The following is a 14605-nucleotide window of genomic DNA, read 5'->3' as shown; positions in this document are numbered from 1 at the left end:
TCGGCTAAAATGACCGTACCGGGTGACTGACGGTTCAGGCCTTTTCCAGAGTGCATTGCAGAGGATGCTGGTTCTCGCGAGCGAAATCCATCACCTGATTAACTTTGGTTTCGGCAACTTCGTAGGGAAACACACCGCATACGCCGACACCCTTTTGATGAACATGCAGCATGACGCGGGTTGCCTGTTCCAAATCCATACGGAAGAAGTTTTTAAGAACCGCGACCACAAACTCCATCGGCGTGTAATCATCATTCAGCAGCAAAACTTTGTACTGGCTGGGCTTCTTGGGTTTCGTTTTGACTTTGGTGGCGACACCGGTTTGCCCCTCATCATCACTTCCGCCATTCTTATCTGGGGGGGGGCCAGCGGCAGTCATGGGGGCGCAGTCGCTGTTGGAAAGGGAGATAGCGGTCTTCATTGTTTGAACAATATCGTAAGCGCCGGTGCATCCGCAAGGGGGCTATTGCGTTGATTGCACTCGAAAAGCGCAAAATCCATAAAAAACGGGCCCAGCGGTAACACCGCAGGGCCCGTTTTTATGTCTGGCCGTAAGGGAGGGCTGTTTCAGCCTGAGCTAATGCCACCCCCAAAGTCGGAAATTATGCGGCTTTGCGGACTTTTTCCATCGCCAGGCTCATGCGTCCAGAGATCGGTGCAAAAGCATCGTTGGCAAGCTTCACGAAAGTCTCGGTGTTCTTCGAGAATGTTGCAACAGTCGCGTCGAAGTTACGGCTCGCGATCTTGCTTTGCAGCTGAACGAATTCAGTTGGCGATTTCACCGCAGCAACTTCTTTCACGTCAGCGGTCATGGTCTCAACGGCATTTTTGCCGTCAGCGACGTAGTTCTTGGCAATGTCCTGCATGCCAGCCGCCAGAATCTTGCCTGATTCAACAACGGCTTCGACGTTACCTTTTGTGAATTCGCCCATTTCATTGGCAATTTCACTGCTTTTGTCGAAAGCGGTTTTCGCGCGGGCTTGAATGTCAGCCATGCTTTCCTGGGCTTGGGCTTTTGCTTGTGATGCCAGGTTTGCGGCCTTGTCTTGTGCTTTTGTCATAATGGTTTCCTTAGTGGATGTAGTGCGGGTTTCAGCAATCGGCTTACGCTTCGATGTGGGGCGTTTAGCCGATGCCGTCTTGTCGGCAGTTTTCTTGGTTGCGGCGACTTTCTTCGCCGGTGCAGCTTTTTTGACGGCGGCTTTACGGGCGGGCTTCTTGACAGCCGCTTTTTTCGTCGGCGCCTTGGCACTAGCCGGCTTGCCAGCTTCGGCAGGTTTGTCCGCTTCTACCGCTTCTGCGATCGCTTTGATACTGACATCATCAGTGACCGGCTTCGCTTCCGTTTTTTTGGCCGCAGCTTCAGCGTAAGCCTTTTCAGCGGCTGCATCGATTTTGCTAGCATTGGTAGCCATAGTGATACTCTCTCGCTTCTTAATGTGCGCCATGCACCTTTATGTTGCACTGCACAAAATAGCTATGGCAGCTGCAAAGTCAAGCATTTTTTGTGCAGCGCAGCATAGATACGAAATACCGTTTCATTACATGGTGTTGGCAAGGAATTAGCGCGTCATAACATAGCGGCCGGGGGCATCTTCGATAATGCGGTCTCCTTTTCCCCCGGGCTTGCGTTTCCCGGTGGCGGGAATTTCCGTGTCCTCTTGACCGCGCAGCCAGTCGATCCAGTCGGGCCACCAGCTTCCCGCCGTTTCGGTAGCACCTGCTTTGAATTCTTCTAGCGAGCGTGCGTCTGCATCATTTGTCCAATATTGATATTTGCCTGATCCCGGCGGATTGACGACGCCAGCAATGTGGCCCGACCCGGCCAAGACGAAGCGCACCGGACCGGTAAAATGATTGGTGATTTCCCACACGCTTTCGGCTGGTGCGATATGATCTTCTTTGCCTGCTTGGACGTAAGACGGGGTTCTCACGCGTCGCAGATCAATCGCAGTGCCGTCTGCTTGCATCGCTCCGGGCGTCACCAATTTGTTATCGCGGTACAGATCGCGCAGATATTCCTGATGCCATTTGGCCGGCAGGTTGGTGACATCTCCATTCCAGTGCAGCAGATCAAACGCAGGGTAGCTTTCACCCATCAAATAATGATTGACCCAGTAATTCCAGATAAGGTCAGGCCCGCGCAGCAGGTTAAACGCCGCGGCCATATAGCGGCCGTCAAGATATCCCTCGCTGCATAGCTTCTCAATCCCCGACAATTGCTGATCGTCGATGAAATGCAGCAGTTCACCAGCCTTAGCGAAATCAACCTGAGCCGTGAAAAATGTTGCACTTTTTACATGGTCCTGCTCGCCGCGCTCATGCAAGATTGCAAGCGTCGCCGCCAGTGTCGTTCCGGCAACACAATAGCCAATTGTATGAACCGAGGGTACGTCCAACCGCTTGCGAATATGGTTGATCGCATCCAACTGCGCGCGGATATAATCGTCCCACGTAACATCGGCCATGCTGGCATCAGCAGATTTCCAGCTGACCACAAAAGTCGTCACGCCTTGCTCAACCGCCCAGCGAATGAAACTCTTCTTCGGATTTAGGTCGAGTATGTAATAGCGATTGATCCAAGGCGGAAAAATCACCAGCGGCGTTTCCATTACACGGCTCGTCGCCGGACTGTATTGTATAAGCTGATAGAGCGGGGTTTCATGCACGATCTTGCCGGGCGTAACGGCGATGTTTTCACCCAGCGTGAACGCTTCGGGGTCAGTATGGGTCAGCTGCCCTTTTTTGAGATCGGCCAGCAGGTTTTCCATGCCGATCACCAGGTTCTTTCCTCTGGTCTCCAGCGTCCGCTCCAGCACCAGCGGATTCATCGCGGGGAAATTGGCGGGGCTCATCGCTTCGGCCATAGCGCGGGTGGCAAACCGCATTTGCGCGCGCTTGCTGTCGTCCAGGCCCTCAATCTCGTCCACCATCGTGTGCAACCGCTCGCATACGAGAAGGTATGTTTGATGGATAAGAGCGAAGGCAGGCTGGTCGTTCCAACGACGGTCTGCAAAGCGCCGGTCCTTACGCGGAAGATCGGCCTCCTGTTCTTTCAAGGCGCCGGGTCCAATCCCGTATCGGCCGAGCACTGTCTGCCACAATTCCAGACTGTCCTGCCACAGTTGCTTTTGCGCCTCGGGTTCTGAAATGGGCATCTGGCGATACCAGTTTTGCATCGCGCCATACCATTCTGCCGGGTCCACTATGGCCAAGCGGGGATCAGCCGATTGGGCGTGTTCCGATTGATAGTCCAGCCACATTTTCTGCAACGTGTTACTTACTCTGGTCCATTCCGCCATCGTCTCGGACGGTGTTTCAAACCGGGTCTCTGCGTTTGGAAACGGGCTTTCAAAGACAGATAACGGCGCCTCTAGTCCGCCGAACGCTTGTCGCGCCGCTTCGGTCTGTATGCGTAGCATATCGGCGAGAGGACCTGCCGTGAAAGCGGAAGAAGAATGATCGTCTTTTGCCATGATGATCCTACTTTTGGAATGAAGCGAATGTATAATCTGCACCATAAACGGTGCGGCGTGGATTTGCTGCTTGCACGATTGTAGCGCAGCTAGGATAGGTCCGAAACCGGAAACCGGTGATTTGCCAGTTCTGGATACGATTTCGCCTAGTAAAGACCGAGGATTCTATGAATACCGACTTCTATCGCATGAAGCGTTTGCCCCCCTATGTCATCGCAGAAGTCAATGCGATGCGGGCGGCCGCGCGGCAGGAGGGAAGGGATATCATCGATCTGGGTATGGGCAATCCCGATCAACCGCCGCCCCAGCATGTGATTGATAAATTATGCGAAGTGGCACAAAAACCGACAGCGCATGGATATTCGCAGTCGCGCGGCATCCCCGGACTGCGTAAAGCGAAAGCCAATTACTATTATCAGCGGTTCGGGGTAGATCTTGATCCTGATACCGAAATTGTCGTGACGATGGGGTCAAAAGAGGGGCTGGGCAGCCTGGCCAATGCGATTACCGCCCCTGGCGACGTTATCCTGGCGCCTAACCCGTCTTATCCCATCCATACTTTTGGCTTCGTAATCGCCGGTGCGACAATTCGCGCCGTGCCGACAACCCCGGATGAGGAATATTGGCGCGCGCTCGATAATGCTATGGCCTTTACTGTGCCGCGGCCCAGCGTGCTGGTGGTCAATTATCCCTCCAACCCGACAGCTGAAGTGGTTGACCTGGAATTTTACGAGCGTCTTGTTGCCTGGGCAAAGAGGAATGAGGTCTGGGTATTGTCAGACCTTGCCTATTCTGAGCTATATTTTGACGGCAATCCGACACCCTCAATCATGCAGGTGGCAGGCGCGAAAGACATTGCGGTGGAATTTACCTCGATGTCCAAGACCTATTCGATGGCAGGCTGGCGGATGGGGTTTGCAGTTGGCAACACTGCCTTGATCGCTGCTCTGTCCCGCGTAAAATCCTATCTCGATTATGGTGCTTTCACTCCGATCCAGGCGGCTGCCTGCGCCGCCTTGAATGGGCCGCAGGATATCGTCGAAAGCAATCGCCAGCTCTATCAAAAGCGCCGCGATGTCATGGTTGAGGCATTTGGCCGGGCGGGCTGGGATATCCCGCCGCCGCCGGCCTCCATGTTTGCCTGGGCGCCGCTGCCGCCCGCGCTGAAAGACATGGGCAGCCTGGAATTTTCAAAACAATTGCTGACCGAAGCCGAAGTCGCCGTCGCTCCAGGCGTTGGGTATGGGGAGGAAGGCGAAGGCTTTGTGCGCATTGCGATGGTCGAAAACGAACAGCGGCTGAGGCAAGCCGCCCGCAATGTGAAACGGTATTTGACCTCGCGCGGAGTAAAGTAGACTTTGGCGATATGATCGCGATGATAGTAAACACCTGCATCTTTATTGATTATTGATCGGCGATATTTTACTTAACCTCAATGAGGATAATAGGGACCATATGAGTGTGGTAGCTTCTCCTAAGCTGACAAACCGCCAGCGCGATGTGCTGGAACGGGTGGACAGACGCGTACCGATCAAGGTGATTGCAGCGGATCTTGGACTGTCGGAAGCGCGGATCAACCAGCACATTCGCACGTTGAAGGACAAATTCCAGTGCGAAAATATGAGCGAGCTGGTGGATCGGTACCGGGCTGTTTCTTCAACAAAAACAAAGACAAAATCAAACTTTGACGCCGCCGGTCCGCGCTTTGAAAACCCCTATAGTAAATCTCTATACAGAAAGTCTCAGCTGCCCGACGATCCGATTTTCCCAGATCAGGAACATCGGGTCGGCCCCGGCAAGATTGCTTTTTCTGATGTGCATCACGTCCTCATCGATGCATCTCGGGACAAGCCCCGGGAGCCGGTGGTCGTCCCACACATAATGGATGGCAGATATGCCGTTCTCTCCCGGCTCGGGGCGATGCTTGGCATTGCGTTTGGTGTTGTTGCAGCTGTGATCCTAGTCGTGGCGGCCGCAGTCACTGTGAGCGAGGTACTGGACGGAAAAGCCTCCTTGAACACGGAAATGAACGACCCTTAGGCGATCGCTCTTTGGGTCAGTGGCCCACAGGAGATTGTATGATGACGCCTGCAATGTATTCCGACGCACTACAGATCAAAAAGCTTGTCCGCGAAGCTGAAGCCTTGTCTGACGAGGCGATGCTTGCCTGCGCCAAGCTCAAACAGGCCATGTTGATGGCCCGTCAAAATCCCAATATCCCGGTTGACACGGGACAGCGCGCGATTTTGCGCCTGACTCAGGCCGAACAACAAGCCATGACCATGTCGACAAGCCTCTTGCGCGTGCATAGCGAATTGAGCAAAGTGGCGAAAGTCCACGCGGATCGCGAAAATGTCATCACGGAACTAGAGCCCTCTGCCCTGCAGGCCGATGGCTTGGCACTGGATGCTGAAAACCTGTAAAAGAGATACACACTGGCCGCGATAGAGATCTGGAATAGCTATCGCGGCCTCATCCTCGACGCGGTCCTACTGGCTTGCCTGATTGCAGCTTTCAAAATCGGCAGTGGCCCGGAAAAAGCATCTTCGCTCACGATGCTTGGCCTGTTCGTGATTTTTCAAACTTACAGTCACTTTTTTGACGTCGACAGCATGCTTCAATCGCTCGATTGGGGGCTGTTATTGATCGATACGGTGGTGGCGGTAATTTTCATCATAATCGCAATCTATGCGAACAGAATGTACACGTTATGGCTAGCTGGCTTACAAATTATCGTAGTGTTCTCGCACCTCGGTTGGGGTATGAGCGATGCGATATCCCCACTGGCTTATGTGATAATGTTCGCAGGGCCATCCTATTTGCAGATTTTCATCCTCGGGCTCGGGATATGGCTGCATTACCGGCGCGAAAGCCGGCACGGCAGCTACCGATCATGGAGGACTTTTTCGATCTTCACCCCCGACAGTCAGCGAATACCCTAGACCGCACAGACAATGTCATCGTCTCTCTGGCCGATAAGCGCATGCACGGTTTTCTCCAGTCGCGGCTGGGCGCTAATGCTGTCGAGAGTATGCTCATCGTTTTCTGCAATGAGAGCGGAGATTATCTGATAGATGAGCAAGTGGGATGGGGCGATATATCGACGGTTGAGCTGGACTTGCCCTGCCTTTTGCGGCGTGCGCTTATTATCGGAGCATCCTCGTTTTTGATGGTCCATAACCACCCGTCCGGAAACTGCTGGCCGAGCGATAATGACATCTATGCCACGCGGAGGGTCGCAAAAGCCGCTGATCTCGTCGGTCTTCATGTCATTGATCATCTCGTGGTCACGCATTGCCAATGCTATTCGATGCGGGCTGGCGCGATAGTGTAATATGGATCAGGCTCTGGACAGATATGTCTGAATTGGTACGTCTTCCTGTAACGTTTTTTAATCGGGTAAATGATATGCACTTCCAGACGAATGACCGGGTTTCGATTGAGCTTGCGGGTGACGGTGTGGCGCAGGTCCGGCTGACCCGGCCCGATAAGATGAACGCTCTTGATCCTGAAATGTTTGAACGCATTATTCAGGCGGGGCAGGCGCTCCATTCCATGAAGGGGCTGCGCGCAGTTGTTTTCTCCGGCGAAGGGACGAGCTTCTGCGCCGGGCTCGATACCTCCAGCTTCGGCCGTGAACCGGCGCCGGATGAGCCCGAACTAACCGAGCGCACCTATGGCGATTCGAATAAGTTTCAGCAGGTCGCCACAGTGTGGCGCAAGCTACCTGTTCCGGTTATTTGCGCGATCCACGGCGTGTGTTTTGGCGGCGGTATCCAGATCGCCAGCGGCGCGGATATACGCATTGCCAGCCCTGACGCGCGGATGGCGATTATGGAACTGAAATGGGGATTGGTGCCTGATATGGGCGGATACGCATTGTGGCGCGGGCTGGTGCGCGACGATATTTTGCGCGAGCTCGTCTATACCAATCGCCAGTTTTCGGGCGCGCAGGCGCTGGAGTATGGCCTCGCTACATTTGTGGATGAACATCCGATTGCCCGCGCAACAGCGATTGCGGCAGAAATCGCCAATCGCAATCCGCATGCAATTCGGGCTGCAAAACGGCTCCACAACAAGATGGCCGACGAAAATGGTGATACCTTGCTCATGGAAGAGAGCCTTGAGCAGCACGCCATCATGCGGACCAAAAACCAGATTGAAGCGGTAATGGCGGGAATGGGAAAACGTGCCGCCAATTTTGAAGACGTGTAATTTTAGGGTGTGGACCTCCTAATCCCGCAGGTGCGGCGTCAAATTTACAAGTGTGTAAGGGGGTCGGCAGTGACGGGTCCTGACCCTTCGCTTCAACCAAAAATCGCCACTGCCTGAATGCCCGACAGCATCGGTTTGCCGTCAGCGTTCCAAAGCCGCAACCGTTCGCTCGAATATCCTTCATTTGCATGGTCGCTGGCTGTTTCAGCCAGCCACCATCCGTCGCGGGTGGCAGGGTGCGTGTCGAGTACATTGAAAGACCAGTTGATCGAACTGATCGGACCCGGCCGCTGCATAATCCGCATTGCGGATGGCGGCATGGTATCCCCGACGAGAATCAGTTCGGAAACCGGGTCGAGGTCGCCTTTATCCTTGAGCCGGGTCCAGCGCCGTATAACCGGCTCGCCCACGCCACTTCGTTCCGGCGTGTAACGCGTATCATAGTTGCATTTCAGAAATTCAGGTGCGCGGGATGTATCGGCGGGCAGTGCGTCCTCCGGACGGCCAGCACCGGGGATGTGCGCTGTCCCCGTATGGACCGCATTGGCTTCCCTGCCGGTACCAAAAAGCCACAATGCGGTTAGAGCGACTTTGCCGCCGCATGTTATTTCGCTGCGCAATTGTGTCACACTGCGTCCCTGACGGATGATTTCACTATGCACTGCAAATGCGCGCCCGACTGGCGCGGCGAAGCCGATCTGGCCCGCGCGCAGCGGCGGCAGTTGCGGGAAAGCCCTAATAGCCGAAATATACGCAATCAATGCCGAGGCCCCGCCATATAGCGTCCGTCCCTGCATCCAGCTTTGTGCATTTTCCAGGATCACGTCGCCCCCTTTGGCGGTGATCGGATCGGTCAGGTTGGCTACGCTCATACGGCACTCCTATCCAAAGTTTTATCATTCGTCAGCCGGGCAGATTGCGCATTACGGCGCAGCCGGGATTACCGAAAATTCGGATTGCCAGTTAGGAAAATGTCGCTAGAAGGCGCTTGCACCTACCCCGAAGGCCCGATGGCGGAGTGGTGACGCAGCGGTTTGCAAAACCGTGCACGCCGGTTCGATTCCGGCTCGGGCCTCCACGGGTTGCGTATTCTAAGAACAGATCGAGTCTAGCAACTTCCTGGGATTGCGATCAAAACTGCTCTGTTGAAGTACGCGCTTTCATCTTTAGGTGAGGCCAAGCCGCTGAAAGACTTTTTGTTCTCTTGAGCTAGCTTCAACCTCTAGCAGTCCTGAGCCGCTCTCTTAGCTCGATGCTCTGAAAATCCAGACCTGATATTCTTACGGTGGAAGGGTCTGATGAGACCTGTTGTTTTGGTAAATGGTGCAAAAGCTGGTCTGTCGTACTGTATCATCGTTATTTTTCTGACTACCTGCTGAATATCCGTCGAGCATCCACTGGCTGGGAAACGGCGCTGTTGGCTGGTCATGGGACGGCTTTACGCGCGAAACGCTCACGCAATTCGGTATCGCTATTACATTCAGGCAACCACTTGCGGGCTTCATTCTGACGGAAACCGGAGTGCCCGCTTACACTGGTGCCTAGCCCCTAGACACGCGATCAACGGGTTCACCATCCACAGGGTATCCCAGATTGTCAGGGATGCATAGCCAGCGCCGTCCGCCGCGCTCGGCAAAAAATGGCGTGATGATATTGGCGGGGTACGTTGCGCAATCATTCTGCGCGGCAGCGAAATCCGGGAATTGCGCCAATCGTTCCAGATTGCGGCGCGTGGGGTAAATGATGGTCAAATCGCCTGATTCCGCCGCATCAAGCGCGCCTTGCGCGGTAATCCAGTACAGTTTGCTGTTCTCGGTCGCATCAACCTCGATATCGACTGCGCCAGTGCCGAGATCGGCAAGGTAAAACCGGGTGTCGAATACGCGGGGAAGCTTTTCATTCTTGGGAAACCAACGGGAGAAAGGCACCACGGCGTCAAGATCGAGAGTCCAGTCCATCGCTCTTAGAACCGGTGCGAATGCGGCCTCGTGCTTCAACAATTCTCGTGCAGCGCGGGCGCGCCCCGCATCGACGGTGCCGGTGATGCCGATGGCAAGACCGGTCTCTTCCAGCGTTTCGCGGATGGCGGCCACGCGATGTGCAGCCTCAACTGGGTCCAAAGTGCTTCCCAGCGAGTCCGCCAGTTTAAAATCCGCATCATCGACTCTGCCGCCAGGGAACACGGCTGCGCCGCCTGCAAACGCCATAGAACGCGATCGGGTGACCATCAGCAATTCTGGCGGGCCCCCGTTTCTGGCTTTGCGGAAAATTACTACGGTGGCTGCGGGAATACCCTCGGGCGATGGATCTTTTGGCATATCGGTCATTGCGGCACATGTGGCGCAGCGTTGCGGTATTGCCAAGACGTAAACCTGTCGGATGTTTTTACATCAGGATAGACTGTTTAACCGTTATTAACCATCGAGTACCGCGAAAAATGGCGCTGCCGTGAAGTTGGCACATGGTTTGCAACAGTTATCGTGTCTTATTGGTCTTCGACATGAAGGCGGGGCCTACCGGTCTCCGGGCCCCGCCTCCTCTAAAATACTAACAAGCCCGCCCAATTATTGGGCGGGCTTTTATGTTACATTGAAGACAGCGAAACGCCCTGCAAATTTATTCCGCTCTGGCGACGTTCTTGTCATCCAGCAATTGTTTCAACTCACCCGCTTCAAACATTTCCATCATGATGTCGCTGCCGCCGAGAAATTCGCCTTTGACGTAGAGCTGCGGGATGGTCGGCCAGTCAGAATAGACTTTAATGCCCTGGCGGATTTCCATATCCTGCAACACGTCGACGCTTTCATAGGCCACGCCGCAGTGATCAAGGATCGAAACGGCTTTGCTGGAAAATCCGCATTGTGGGAACAGAGGCGTGCCCTTCATAAACAGGACAACATCATTGCCGGTTACGACTTCGGAAATACGGGCGTTTGCATCTGACATAGTTCTTGGGTTCCGCTTATTCTTGTACTGGTCAGGAGGTGGGCACTGCAGTGCTGAGTTGCAAGGCGTGCAGTACACCGCCCATGCGCCCGCCCAAAGCATCATAGACCATCTTGTGCTGTTGCACGCGGCTTTTACCCTTAAATTCGGGCGCTGTGACTTTGGCCGCCCAATGATCGCCGTCGCCAGCAAGGTCGGTCATCTCAACCACCGCGCCTGGAATGGCCGACGTGATCATTTCCTGGATATCTGGGCCTGACATGGGCATATTATCAGGACTCGCTCATCAGCTGGCGGCGTGCCTCTATGGTATATTGCGCCAGAGCCGCGCGGACACCGGTTTCGTCAATCTCAATCCCGGCAGCGATCAGATCGCCATGCAATTTGCGGATCACGTCTTCATCGCCCGCTTCTTCAAAATCGGCCTGCATGACCGCCTTGGAATAGGCATCAGTTTCTTCGGCGGTCAGATTCATTTTCTCTGCTGCCCACTGGCCAAGCAAACGATTGCGCCGCGCGGCGATTTTAAATGCATTTTCTTCATCAAAAGCGAATTTGGCTTCTTCGCCTTTCTGGCGGTCTGAAAAATCGGTCATCAATAGTTCCTATTTTGAACGCTTTTGGAAACAGGCGCGTTGGCCGGAGTTTTTGGCTGCGCGATAATACGGTCAGCCATCCATTGTGACAACCAGCTTGCCGATCGCGCCGCGCGATTCCAGTTTTGCGATGGCTTCATGCGCGCGGTCCAGCGGATAGGTTTCGCTGATAAGCGGGTTTATCTTGCCCTCTTTCCATAGGCGGAACAGCTCAGCGATATTGCCTTCATTCTTGCGCGGCTCACGCGCGGTAAACGCGCCCCAGAACACGCCGCGAATATCGCAGCTTTTCAGTAGAGTCAGATTGAGCGGCATTTTGGCGATCCCGGCGGGGAAGCCGACCACCAGAAAACGGCCTTCCCAAGCAATGGCGCGCAAGGCAGGTTCTGAATAATCGCCGCCGACAATGTCATAGACAATGTCCGCACCATTTGGCCCGACTGCATCCTTGAAAGCTTTGGCAAGCGCCTTGGACGTGTCCTTATCAAACGGAGCGCGAGGGTAGACCACCACTTCATCGGCCCCCGCCTTGCGTGCGACTTCGCCTTTTTCCTCGGTCGAAACCGCGGCAATAACGCGCGCGCCATAGGCTTTGCCGAGCTCCACCGCCGACAGGCCAACCCCGCCAGCCGCACCCAGTACAAGCATTGTGTCGCCCGCCTTGATGTTGCCGCGGTCCTTCAGTCCGTGAATGGTGGTACCGTAAGTCATGAGCAACGCAGAAGCTTGCGGCAATTCGACAAAATTGGGCACGCGAAACAGTGACGCAGCGGGCGCAGTGATTTTCTCGCGCAGGCCGCCGCTGCCAACGCCGGCGAGGACTTTATCGCCGACTTTCCAGCCTTCGACACCGTCACCCAGTGCTTCGATTGTCCCCGAAATTTCCCCGCCAGGAGAAAACGGGCGGGGCGGTTTGAACTGGTACATGTCGCGGATAATCAGCGTGTCAGGGAAGTTGATCGCGCAGGCCGCCACTTTGATCAACACCTCACCGGCCGCAGCGACCGGTTCTGCAATATCTTCCACCACGAGCGTTTCCGGCCCGCCCACCTCTTTTGACAATAATGCTTTCATGCGGTTTCCCCCATTCCTTGGACAGGAACTGTTGCTTGCGCGAGCCACGGCAGATGATCTGCCTGACGCGCTTCGTAATCTGCAATAGCTGTATCGCGTGCAAGCGTAAGGCCAACTTCATCGAGGCCCTCGCGCAGACAATGCTTGCGGAACGGGTCCATTTCGAAAGTGAAACGGTCCTGAAATGGTGTGGTGACGGTTTGGCTTTCCAGATCGACAGTGACCGGATCAGTCTGCGCGACTTCCATCAACCGGTCGATCTGATGCAGCGGCAATTCAACCGTGACAATACCGTTCTTGAACGCATTTCCGGCAAATATGTCCGAGAAACTCGGCGCGATGACCACGGTTATACCCAGATCGAGCAAGGCCCATGCGGCATGTTCGCGGCTCGATCCGCAGCCAAAATTATCCCCCGCAATCAGGATCGGCGCGCCGGAAAATTCCGCACTGTCGAAGATATTATCGGGATTTTTGCGGATGGTTTGAAACGCACCCTTACCCAGACCGTCGCGGCTGATCGTTTTGAGCCATGCCGCCGGGATAATCACATCGGTATCGACATTTTTTGCGCCGAACGGAATGGCGCGGCCTTCAACGCTGCTGACTGGCTGCATCAATCGGTTTCCGGCGCTTCACCGCTGGGCGGTGCTGGCGGTGGGGCAGTCTTTTTCTTGCGGTTGGTAGCGTAAAGCAGAGCTGCAGCAATCGCGGCAGAACCAATCGCGGCACCGGCCATCGCCGCTTTGCCGCCCAGTGTGTCAGGAAGTTTCTTTGTCATGGGCTGGTAATGGTATCCCGCGCCGCTGTGCGCAAGCAGAATTGCTCTATTTTACCAATTCGCGCACATCGGTGAGGCGGCCCGTTACGGCGGCGGCGGCGGCCATTGCGGGGCTCATCAAATGGGTGCGCGCGCCGGGGCCCTGGCGGCCCACAAAATTGCGGTTGCTGGTGGAGGCGCAGCGTTCCTCCGGCGGGACTTTGTCGGGGTTCATACCAAGGCAAGCCGAACAGCCGGGTTCGCGCCATTCGAGGCCGGCATCCTTGAACACCACATCCAGCCCTTCTGTTTCGGCCTGCTTTTTGACGAGACCGGAGCCGGGGACGACAATCGCCCATTTCACGTTCGCTGCTTTAGTGCGCCCGCGCAAAATGTCCGCTGCGGCGCGTAAATCTTCGATGCGGCTATTGGTGCAGCTGCCAATAAAGATGTTTTGCACTTCGACATCGGACAGTTTTTGGCCTGGTGTCAGCCCCATATAGTCAAGGCTTTTGGCGGCTGCTTCCTGTTTGGATTTATCGGCAAAGCTGGCCGGATCGGGCACGGCCCCGCCAATCGGTGATACGTCTTCCGGGCTTGTGCCCCATGTTACGGTGGGTTCGATGTCGCCCGCGTCGATTTCAACGATGGTATCGAACCGTGCGCCCTCGTCGCTATGCAGCGTTTTCCACCATTCTACCGCGCGGTCCCAGTTCTCGCCTGTGGGTGCGAGTGGCCGGTTTTTGAGATAGGTGAAGGTTGTTTCATCAGGGGCAATAATCCCTGCGCGCGCGCCCGCTTCAATTGACATATTGCACACCGTCAGACGGCTTTCGATGCTCATTTTCTCAAACACATCTCCGCGATATTCGATCACATGGCCGGTGCCGCCCGCCATGCCGATCACGCCGATAATATGCAGGATCAGATCCTTGGATGTTATCCCGTGGCCCAGCGCGCCGGTCACGCGCACTTCCATCGTTTTGGAGCGTTTGAGCAGCAATGTCTGCGTGGCGAGCACGTGCTCAACCTCGCTCGTGCCAATTCCGAAAGCGAGCGCGCCCACGCCGCCATGCGCCGCCGTATGCGAATCGCCGCAGACGATGGTGGAGCCGGGCAGGGAGAAGCCTTGTTCCGGCCCGACAACATGGACAATGCCCTGTTCCGCCGCGCTGGCATCGATGTAGCGAATCCCGAAAGCGGGCGCGTTGGCTTCCAAGGCGGCCAATTGTGCCGCGCTTTGCGGGTCAGCAATCGCAATGCGCTTACCGGCCGCATCGAGCCGCGGGGTGGTCGGCAAATTGTGATCGGGCACCGCCAGCGTCAGATCAGGGCGGCGCACGGGGCGGCCAGCCAGACGAAGCGCCTCAAAGGCTTGCGGGCTGGTCACTTCATGTACCAGATGCCGGTCGATAAATATCAGACTGGTCCCGTCATCGCGGGTTTCCACCACGTGAGCGTCCCAGATTTTTTCGTATAAACTACGCGGTTTGCTGGCCATCTTCGTCCCTGTTCAGATGCCTGATTTAGCGGCGAAT

The 14605-nt window shown here is 55.4% G+C and carries 17 protein-coding genes and 1 tRNA gene; 6 read left to right on the top strand and 12 right to left on the bottom strand.

The window, feature by feature from the left end:
- Window positions 1–34 precede the first annotated feature (34 nt).
- The 3 genes from clpS to WA922_RS00875 form a co-directional block, all read right to left on the bottom strand.
- Entirely contained in the window at window positions 35–379 is a 345-nt protein-coding gene (gene clpS / locus WA922_RS00885) for an ATP-dependent Clp protease adapter ClpS (protein WP_424769788.1), read from the bottom strand.
- Between the two features lie 223 nt (window positions 380–602).
- Window positions 603–1415, bottom strand: coding sequence for a phasin family protein (locus tag WA922_RS00880; protein ID WP_424769787.1), 813 nt, complete (start codon window positions 1413–1415; stop codon window positions 603–605).
- 147 nt (window positions 1416–1562) lie between these two features.
- Window positions 1563–3476 (bottom strand): PHA/PHB synthase family protein, encoded by a 1914-nt coding sequence (locus tag WA922_RS00875; protein ID WP_424769786.1) that lies wholly within the window; start codon window positions 3474–3476, stop codon window positions 1563–1565.
- 167 nt (window positions 3477–3643) lie between these two features.
- Between WA922_RS00875 and WA922_RS00870 the strand changes: the two genes are divergently transcribed.
- The 5 genes from WA922_RS00870 to WA922_RS00850 all read left to right on the top strand — a co-directional run bounded on the left by WA922_RS00870 (window position 3644) and on the right by WA922_RS00850 (window position 7691).
- Window positions 3644–4831 carry an LL-diaminopimelate aminotransferase gene (locus WA922_RS00870; protein ID WP_424769785.1) on the top strand — a complete coding sequence of 396 codons (1188 nt, stop codon included), beginning with the start codon at window positions 3644–3646 and terminating at the stop codon, window positions 4829–4831.
- Window positions 4832–4931: 100 nt separating this feature from the next.
- Window positions 4932–5516: a helix-turn-helix transcriptional regulator gene (locus tag WA922_RS00865; protein ID WP_424769784.1), complete on the top strand. Its 585-nt coding sequence runs from the start codon at window positions 4932–4934 to the stop codon at window positions 5514–5516.
- A 38-nt stretch (window positions 5517–5554) separates the two neighbouring features.
- Entirely contained in the window at window positions 5555–5899 is a 345-nt protein-coding gene (locus WA922_RS00860) for a hypothetical protein (protein ID WP_424769783.1), read from the top strand.
- A gap of 425 nt (window positions 5900–6324) precedes the next feature.
- Entirely contained in the window at window positions 6325–6810 is a 486-nt protein-coding gene (locus WA922_RS00855) for a JAB domain-containing protein (RefSeq protein ID WP_424769782.1), read from the top strand.
- 74 nt (window positions 6811–6884) lie between these two features.
- Complete coding sequence (locus WA922_RS00850; RefSeq protein WP_424769871.1) at window positions 6885–7691, top strand: crotonase/enoyl-CoA hydratase family protein; 807 nt, start codon at window positions 6885–6887, stop codon at window positions 7689–7691.
- A gap of 92 nt (window positions 7692–7783) precedes the next feature.
- On the opposite strand, the gene WA922_RS00845 is transcribed toward WA922_RS00850, so the two are convergent.
- A complete protein-coding gene (locus WA922_RS00845) occupies window positions 7784–8563 on the bottom strand; it encodes an acyl-CoA thioesterase (protein WP_424769781.1) in 780 nt (259 codons plus the stop codon).
- 132 nt (window positions 8564–8695) lie between these two features.
- Between WA922_RS00845 and WA922_RS00840 the strand changes: the two genes are divergently transcribed.
- Window positions 8696–8769 (top strand) — tRNA-Cys (locus WA922_RS00840).
- A 463-nt stretch (window positions 8770–9232) separates the two neighbouring features.
- Here the strand turns inward: WA922_RS00840 and WA922_RS00835 are convergent.
- The 8 genes from WA922_RS00835 to leuC form a co-directional block, all read right to left on the bottom strand.
- Window positions 9233–10018 (bottom strand): NUDIX hydrolase, encoded by a 786-nt coding sequence (locus WA922_RS00835; protein WP_424769780.1) that lies wholly within the window; start codon window positions 10016–10018, stop codon window positions 9233–9235.
- A gap of 289 nt (window positions 10019–10307) precedes the next feature.
- Window positions 10308–10637, bottom strand: coding sequence for a Grx4 family monothiol glutaredoxin (gene grxD, locus WA922_RS00830; protein WP_424769779.1), 330 nt, complete (start codon window positions 10635–10637; stop codon window positions 10308–10310).
- 31 nt (window positions 10638–10668) lie between these two features.
- On the bottom strand, window positions 10669–10905 hold the full coding sequence (locus WA922_RS00825) for a BolA/IbaG family iron-sulfur metabolism protein (protein ID WP_424769778.1): 237 nt from the start codon (window positions 10903–10905) through the stop codon (window positions 10669–10671).
- Between the two features lie 4 nt (window positions 10906–10909).
- A complete protein-coding gene (locus WA922_RS00820) occupies window positions 10910–11233 on the bottom strand; it encodes a DUF1476 domain-containing protein (RefSeq protein WP_424769777.1) in 324 nt (107 codons plus the stop codon).
- Window positions 11234–11305: 72 nt separating this feature from the next.
- Window positions 11306–12307, bottom strand: coding sequence for an NADPH:quinone oxidoreductase family protein (locus tag WA922_RS00815; protein ID WP_424769776.1), 1002 nt, complete (start codon window positions 12305–12307; stop codon window positions 11306–11308).
- A complete protein-coding gene (gene leuD / locus WA922_RS00810; RefSeq protein ID WP_424769775.1) occupies window positions 12304–12924 on the bottom strand; it encodes a 3-isopropylmalate dehydratase small subunit in 621 nt (206 codons plus the stop codon). The genes WA922_RS00815 and leuD overlap by 4 nt, the downstream gene beginning before the upstream one ends.
- Window positions 12924–13088 carry an isopropylmalate isomerase gene (locus WA922_RS00805; RefSeq protein WP_424769774.1) on the bottom strand — a complete coding sequence of 55 codons (165 nt, stop codon included), beginning with the start codon at window positions 13086–13088 and terminating at the stop codon, window positions 12924–12926. The genes leuD and WA922_RS00805 overlap by 1 nt, the downstream gene beginning before the upstream one ends.
- A gap of 46 nt (window positions 13089–13134) precedes the next feature.
- Window positions 13135–14568: a 3-isopropylmalate dehydratase large subunit gene (gene leuC / locus WA922_RS00800; protein WP_424769773.1), complete on the bottom strand. Its 1434-nt coding sequence runs from the start codon at window positions 14566–14568 to the stop codon at window positions 13135–13137.
- Between the last annotated feature and the right edge of the window lie 37 nt (window positions 14569–14605).

Origin of the sequence: Pontixanthobacter sp. (assembly GCF_049682855.1) — a bacterium.
Classification (GTDB): Bacteria; Pseudomonadota; Alphaproteobacteria; order Sphingomonadales; family Sphingomonadaceae; genus Pontixanthobacter.
Note: the sequence above shows the minus strand (reverse complement) of the source record. Positions and strands in the feature narration are given on the sequence as shown.

Excerpts from the sequence above, each read along its gene's own strand:
- WA922_RS00855 (WP_424769782.1), top strand. The coding sequence starts at position 6,325 with ATGGCTGCATTACCGGCGCGAAAGCCGGCACGGCAGCTACCGATCATG.
- WA922_RS00875 (WP_424769786.1), bottom strand. The coding sequence starts at position 3,476 with ATGGCAAAAGACGATCATTCTTCTTCCGCTTTCACGGCAGGTCCTCTC.
- WA922_RS00815 (WP_424769776.1), bottom strand. The coding sequence starts at position 12,307 with ATGAAAGCATTATTGTCAAAAGAGGTGGGCGGGCCGGAAACGCTCGTG.
- WA922_RS00825 (WP_424769778.1), bottom strand. The coding sequence starts at position 10,905 with ATGCCCATGTCAGGCCCAGATATCCAGGAAATGATCACGTCGGCCATT.
- WA922_RS00845 (WP_424769781.1), bottom strand. The coding sequence starts at position 8,563 with ATGAGCGTAGCCAACCTGACCGATCCGATCACCGCCAAAGGGGGCGAC.
- grxD (WP_424769779.1), bottom strand. The coding sequence starts at position 10,637 with ATGTCAGATGCAAACGCCCGTATTTCCGAAGTCGTAACCGGCAATGAT.
- WA922_RS00860 (WP_424769783.1), top strand. The coding sequence starts at position 5,555 with ATGATGACGCCTGCAATGTATTCCGACGCACTACAGATCAAAAAGCTT.
- WA922_RS00835 (WP_424769780.1), bottom strand. The coding sequence starts at position 10,018 with ATGACCGATATGCCAAAAGATCCATCGCCCGAGGGTATTCCCGCAGCC.
- WA922_RS00880 (WP_424769787.1), bottom strand. The coding sequence starts at position 1,415 with ATGGCTACCAATGCTAGCAAAATCGATGCAGCCGCTGAAAAGGCTTAC.
- clpS (WP_424769788.1), bottom strand. The coding sequence starts at position 379 with ATGACTGCCGCTGGCCCCCCCCCAGATAAGAATGGCGGAAGTGATGAT.
- WA922_RS00850 (WP_424769871.1), top strand. The coding sequence starts at position 6,885 with ATGCACTTCCAGACGAATGACCGGGTTTCGATTGAGCTTGCGGGTGAC.
- WA922_RS00805 (WP_424769774.1), bottom strand. The coding sequence starts at position 13,088 with ATGACAAAGAAACTTCCTGACACACTGGGCGGCAAAGCGGCGATGGCC.
- leuC (WP_424769773.1), bottom strand. The coding sequence starts at position 14,568 with ATGGCCAGCAAACCGCGTAGTTTATACGAAAAAATCTGGGACGCTCAC.
- WA922_RS00865 (WP_424769784.1), top strand. The coding sequence starts at position 4,932 with ATGAGTGTGGTAGCTTCTCCTAAGCTGACAAACCGCCAGCGCGATGTG.
- WA922_RS00820 (WP_424769777.1), bottom strand. The coding sequence starts at position 11,233 with ATGACCGATTTTTCAGACCGCCAGAAAGGCGAAGAAGCCAAATTCGCT.
- leuD (WP_424769775.1), bottom strand. The coding sequence starts at position 12,924 with ATGCAGCCAGTCAGCAGCGTTGAAGGCCGCGCCATTCCGTTCGGCGCA.
- WA922_RS00870 (WP_424769785.1), top strand. The coding sequence starts at position 3,644 with ATGAATACCGACTTCTATCGCATGAAGCGTTTGCCCCCCTATGTCATC.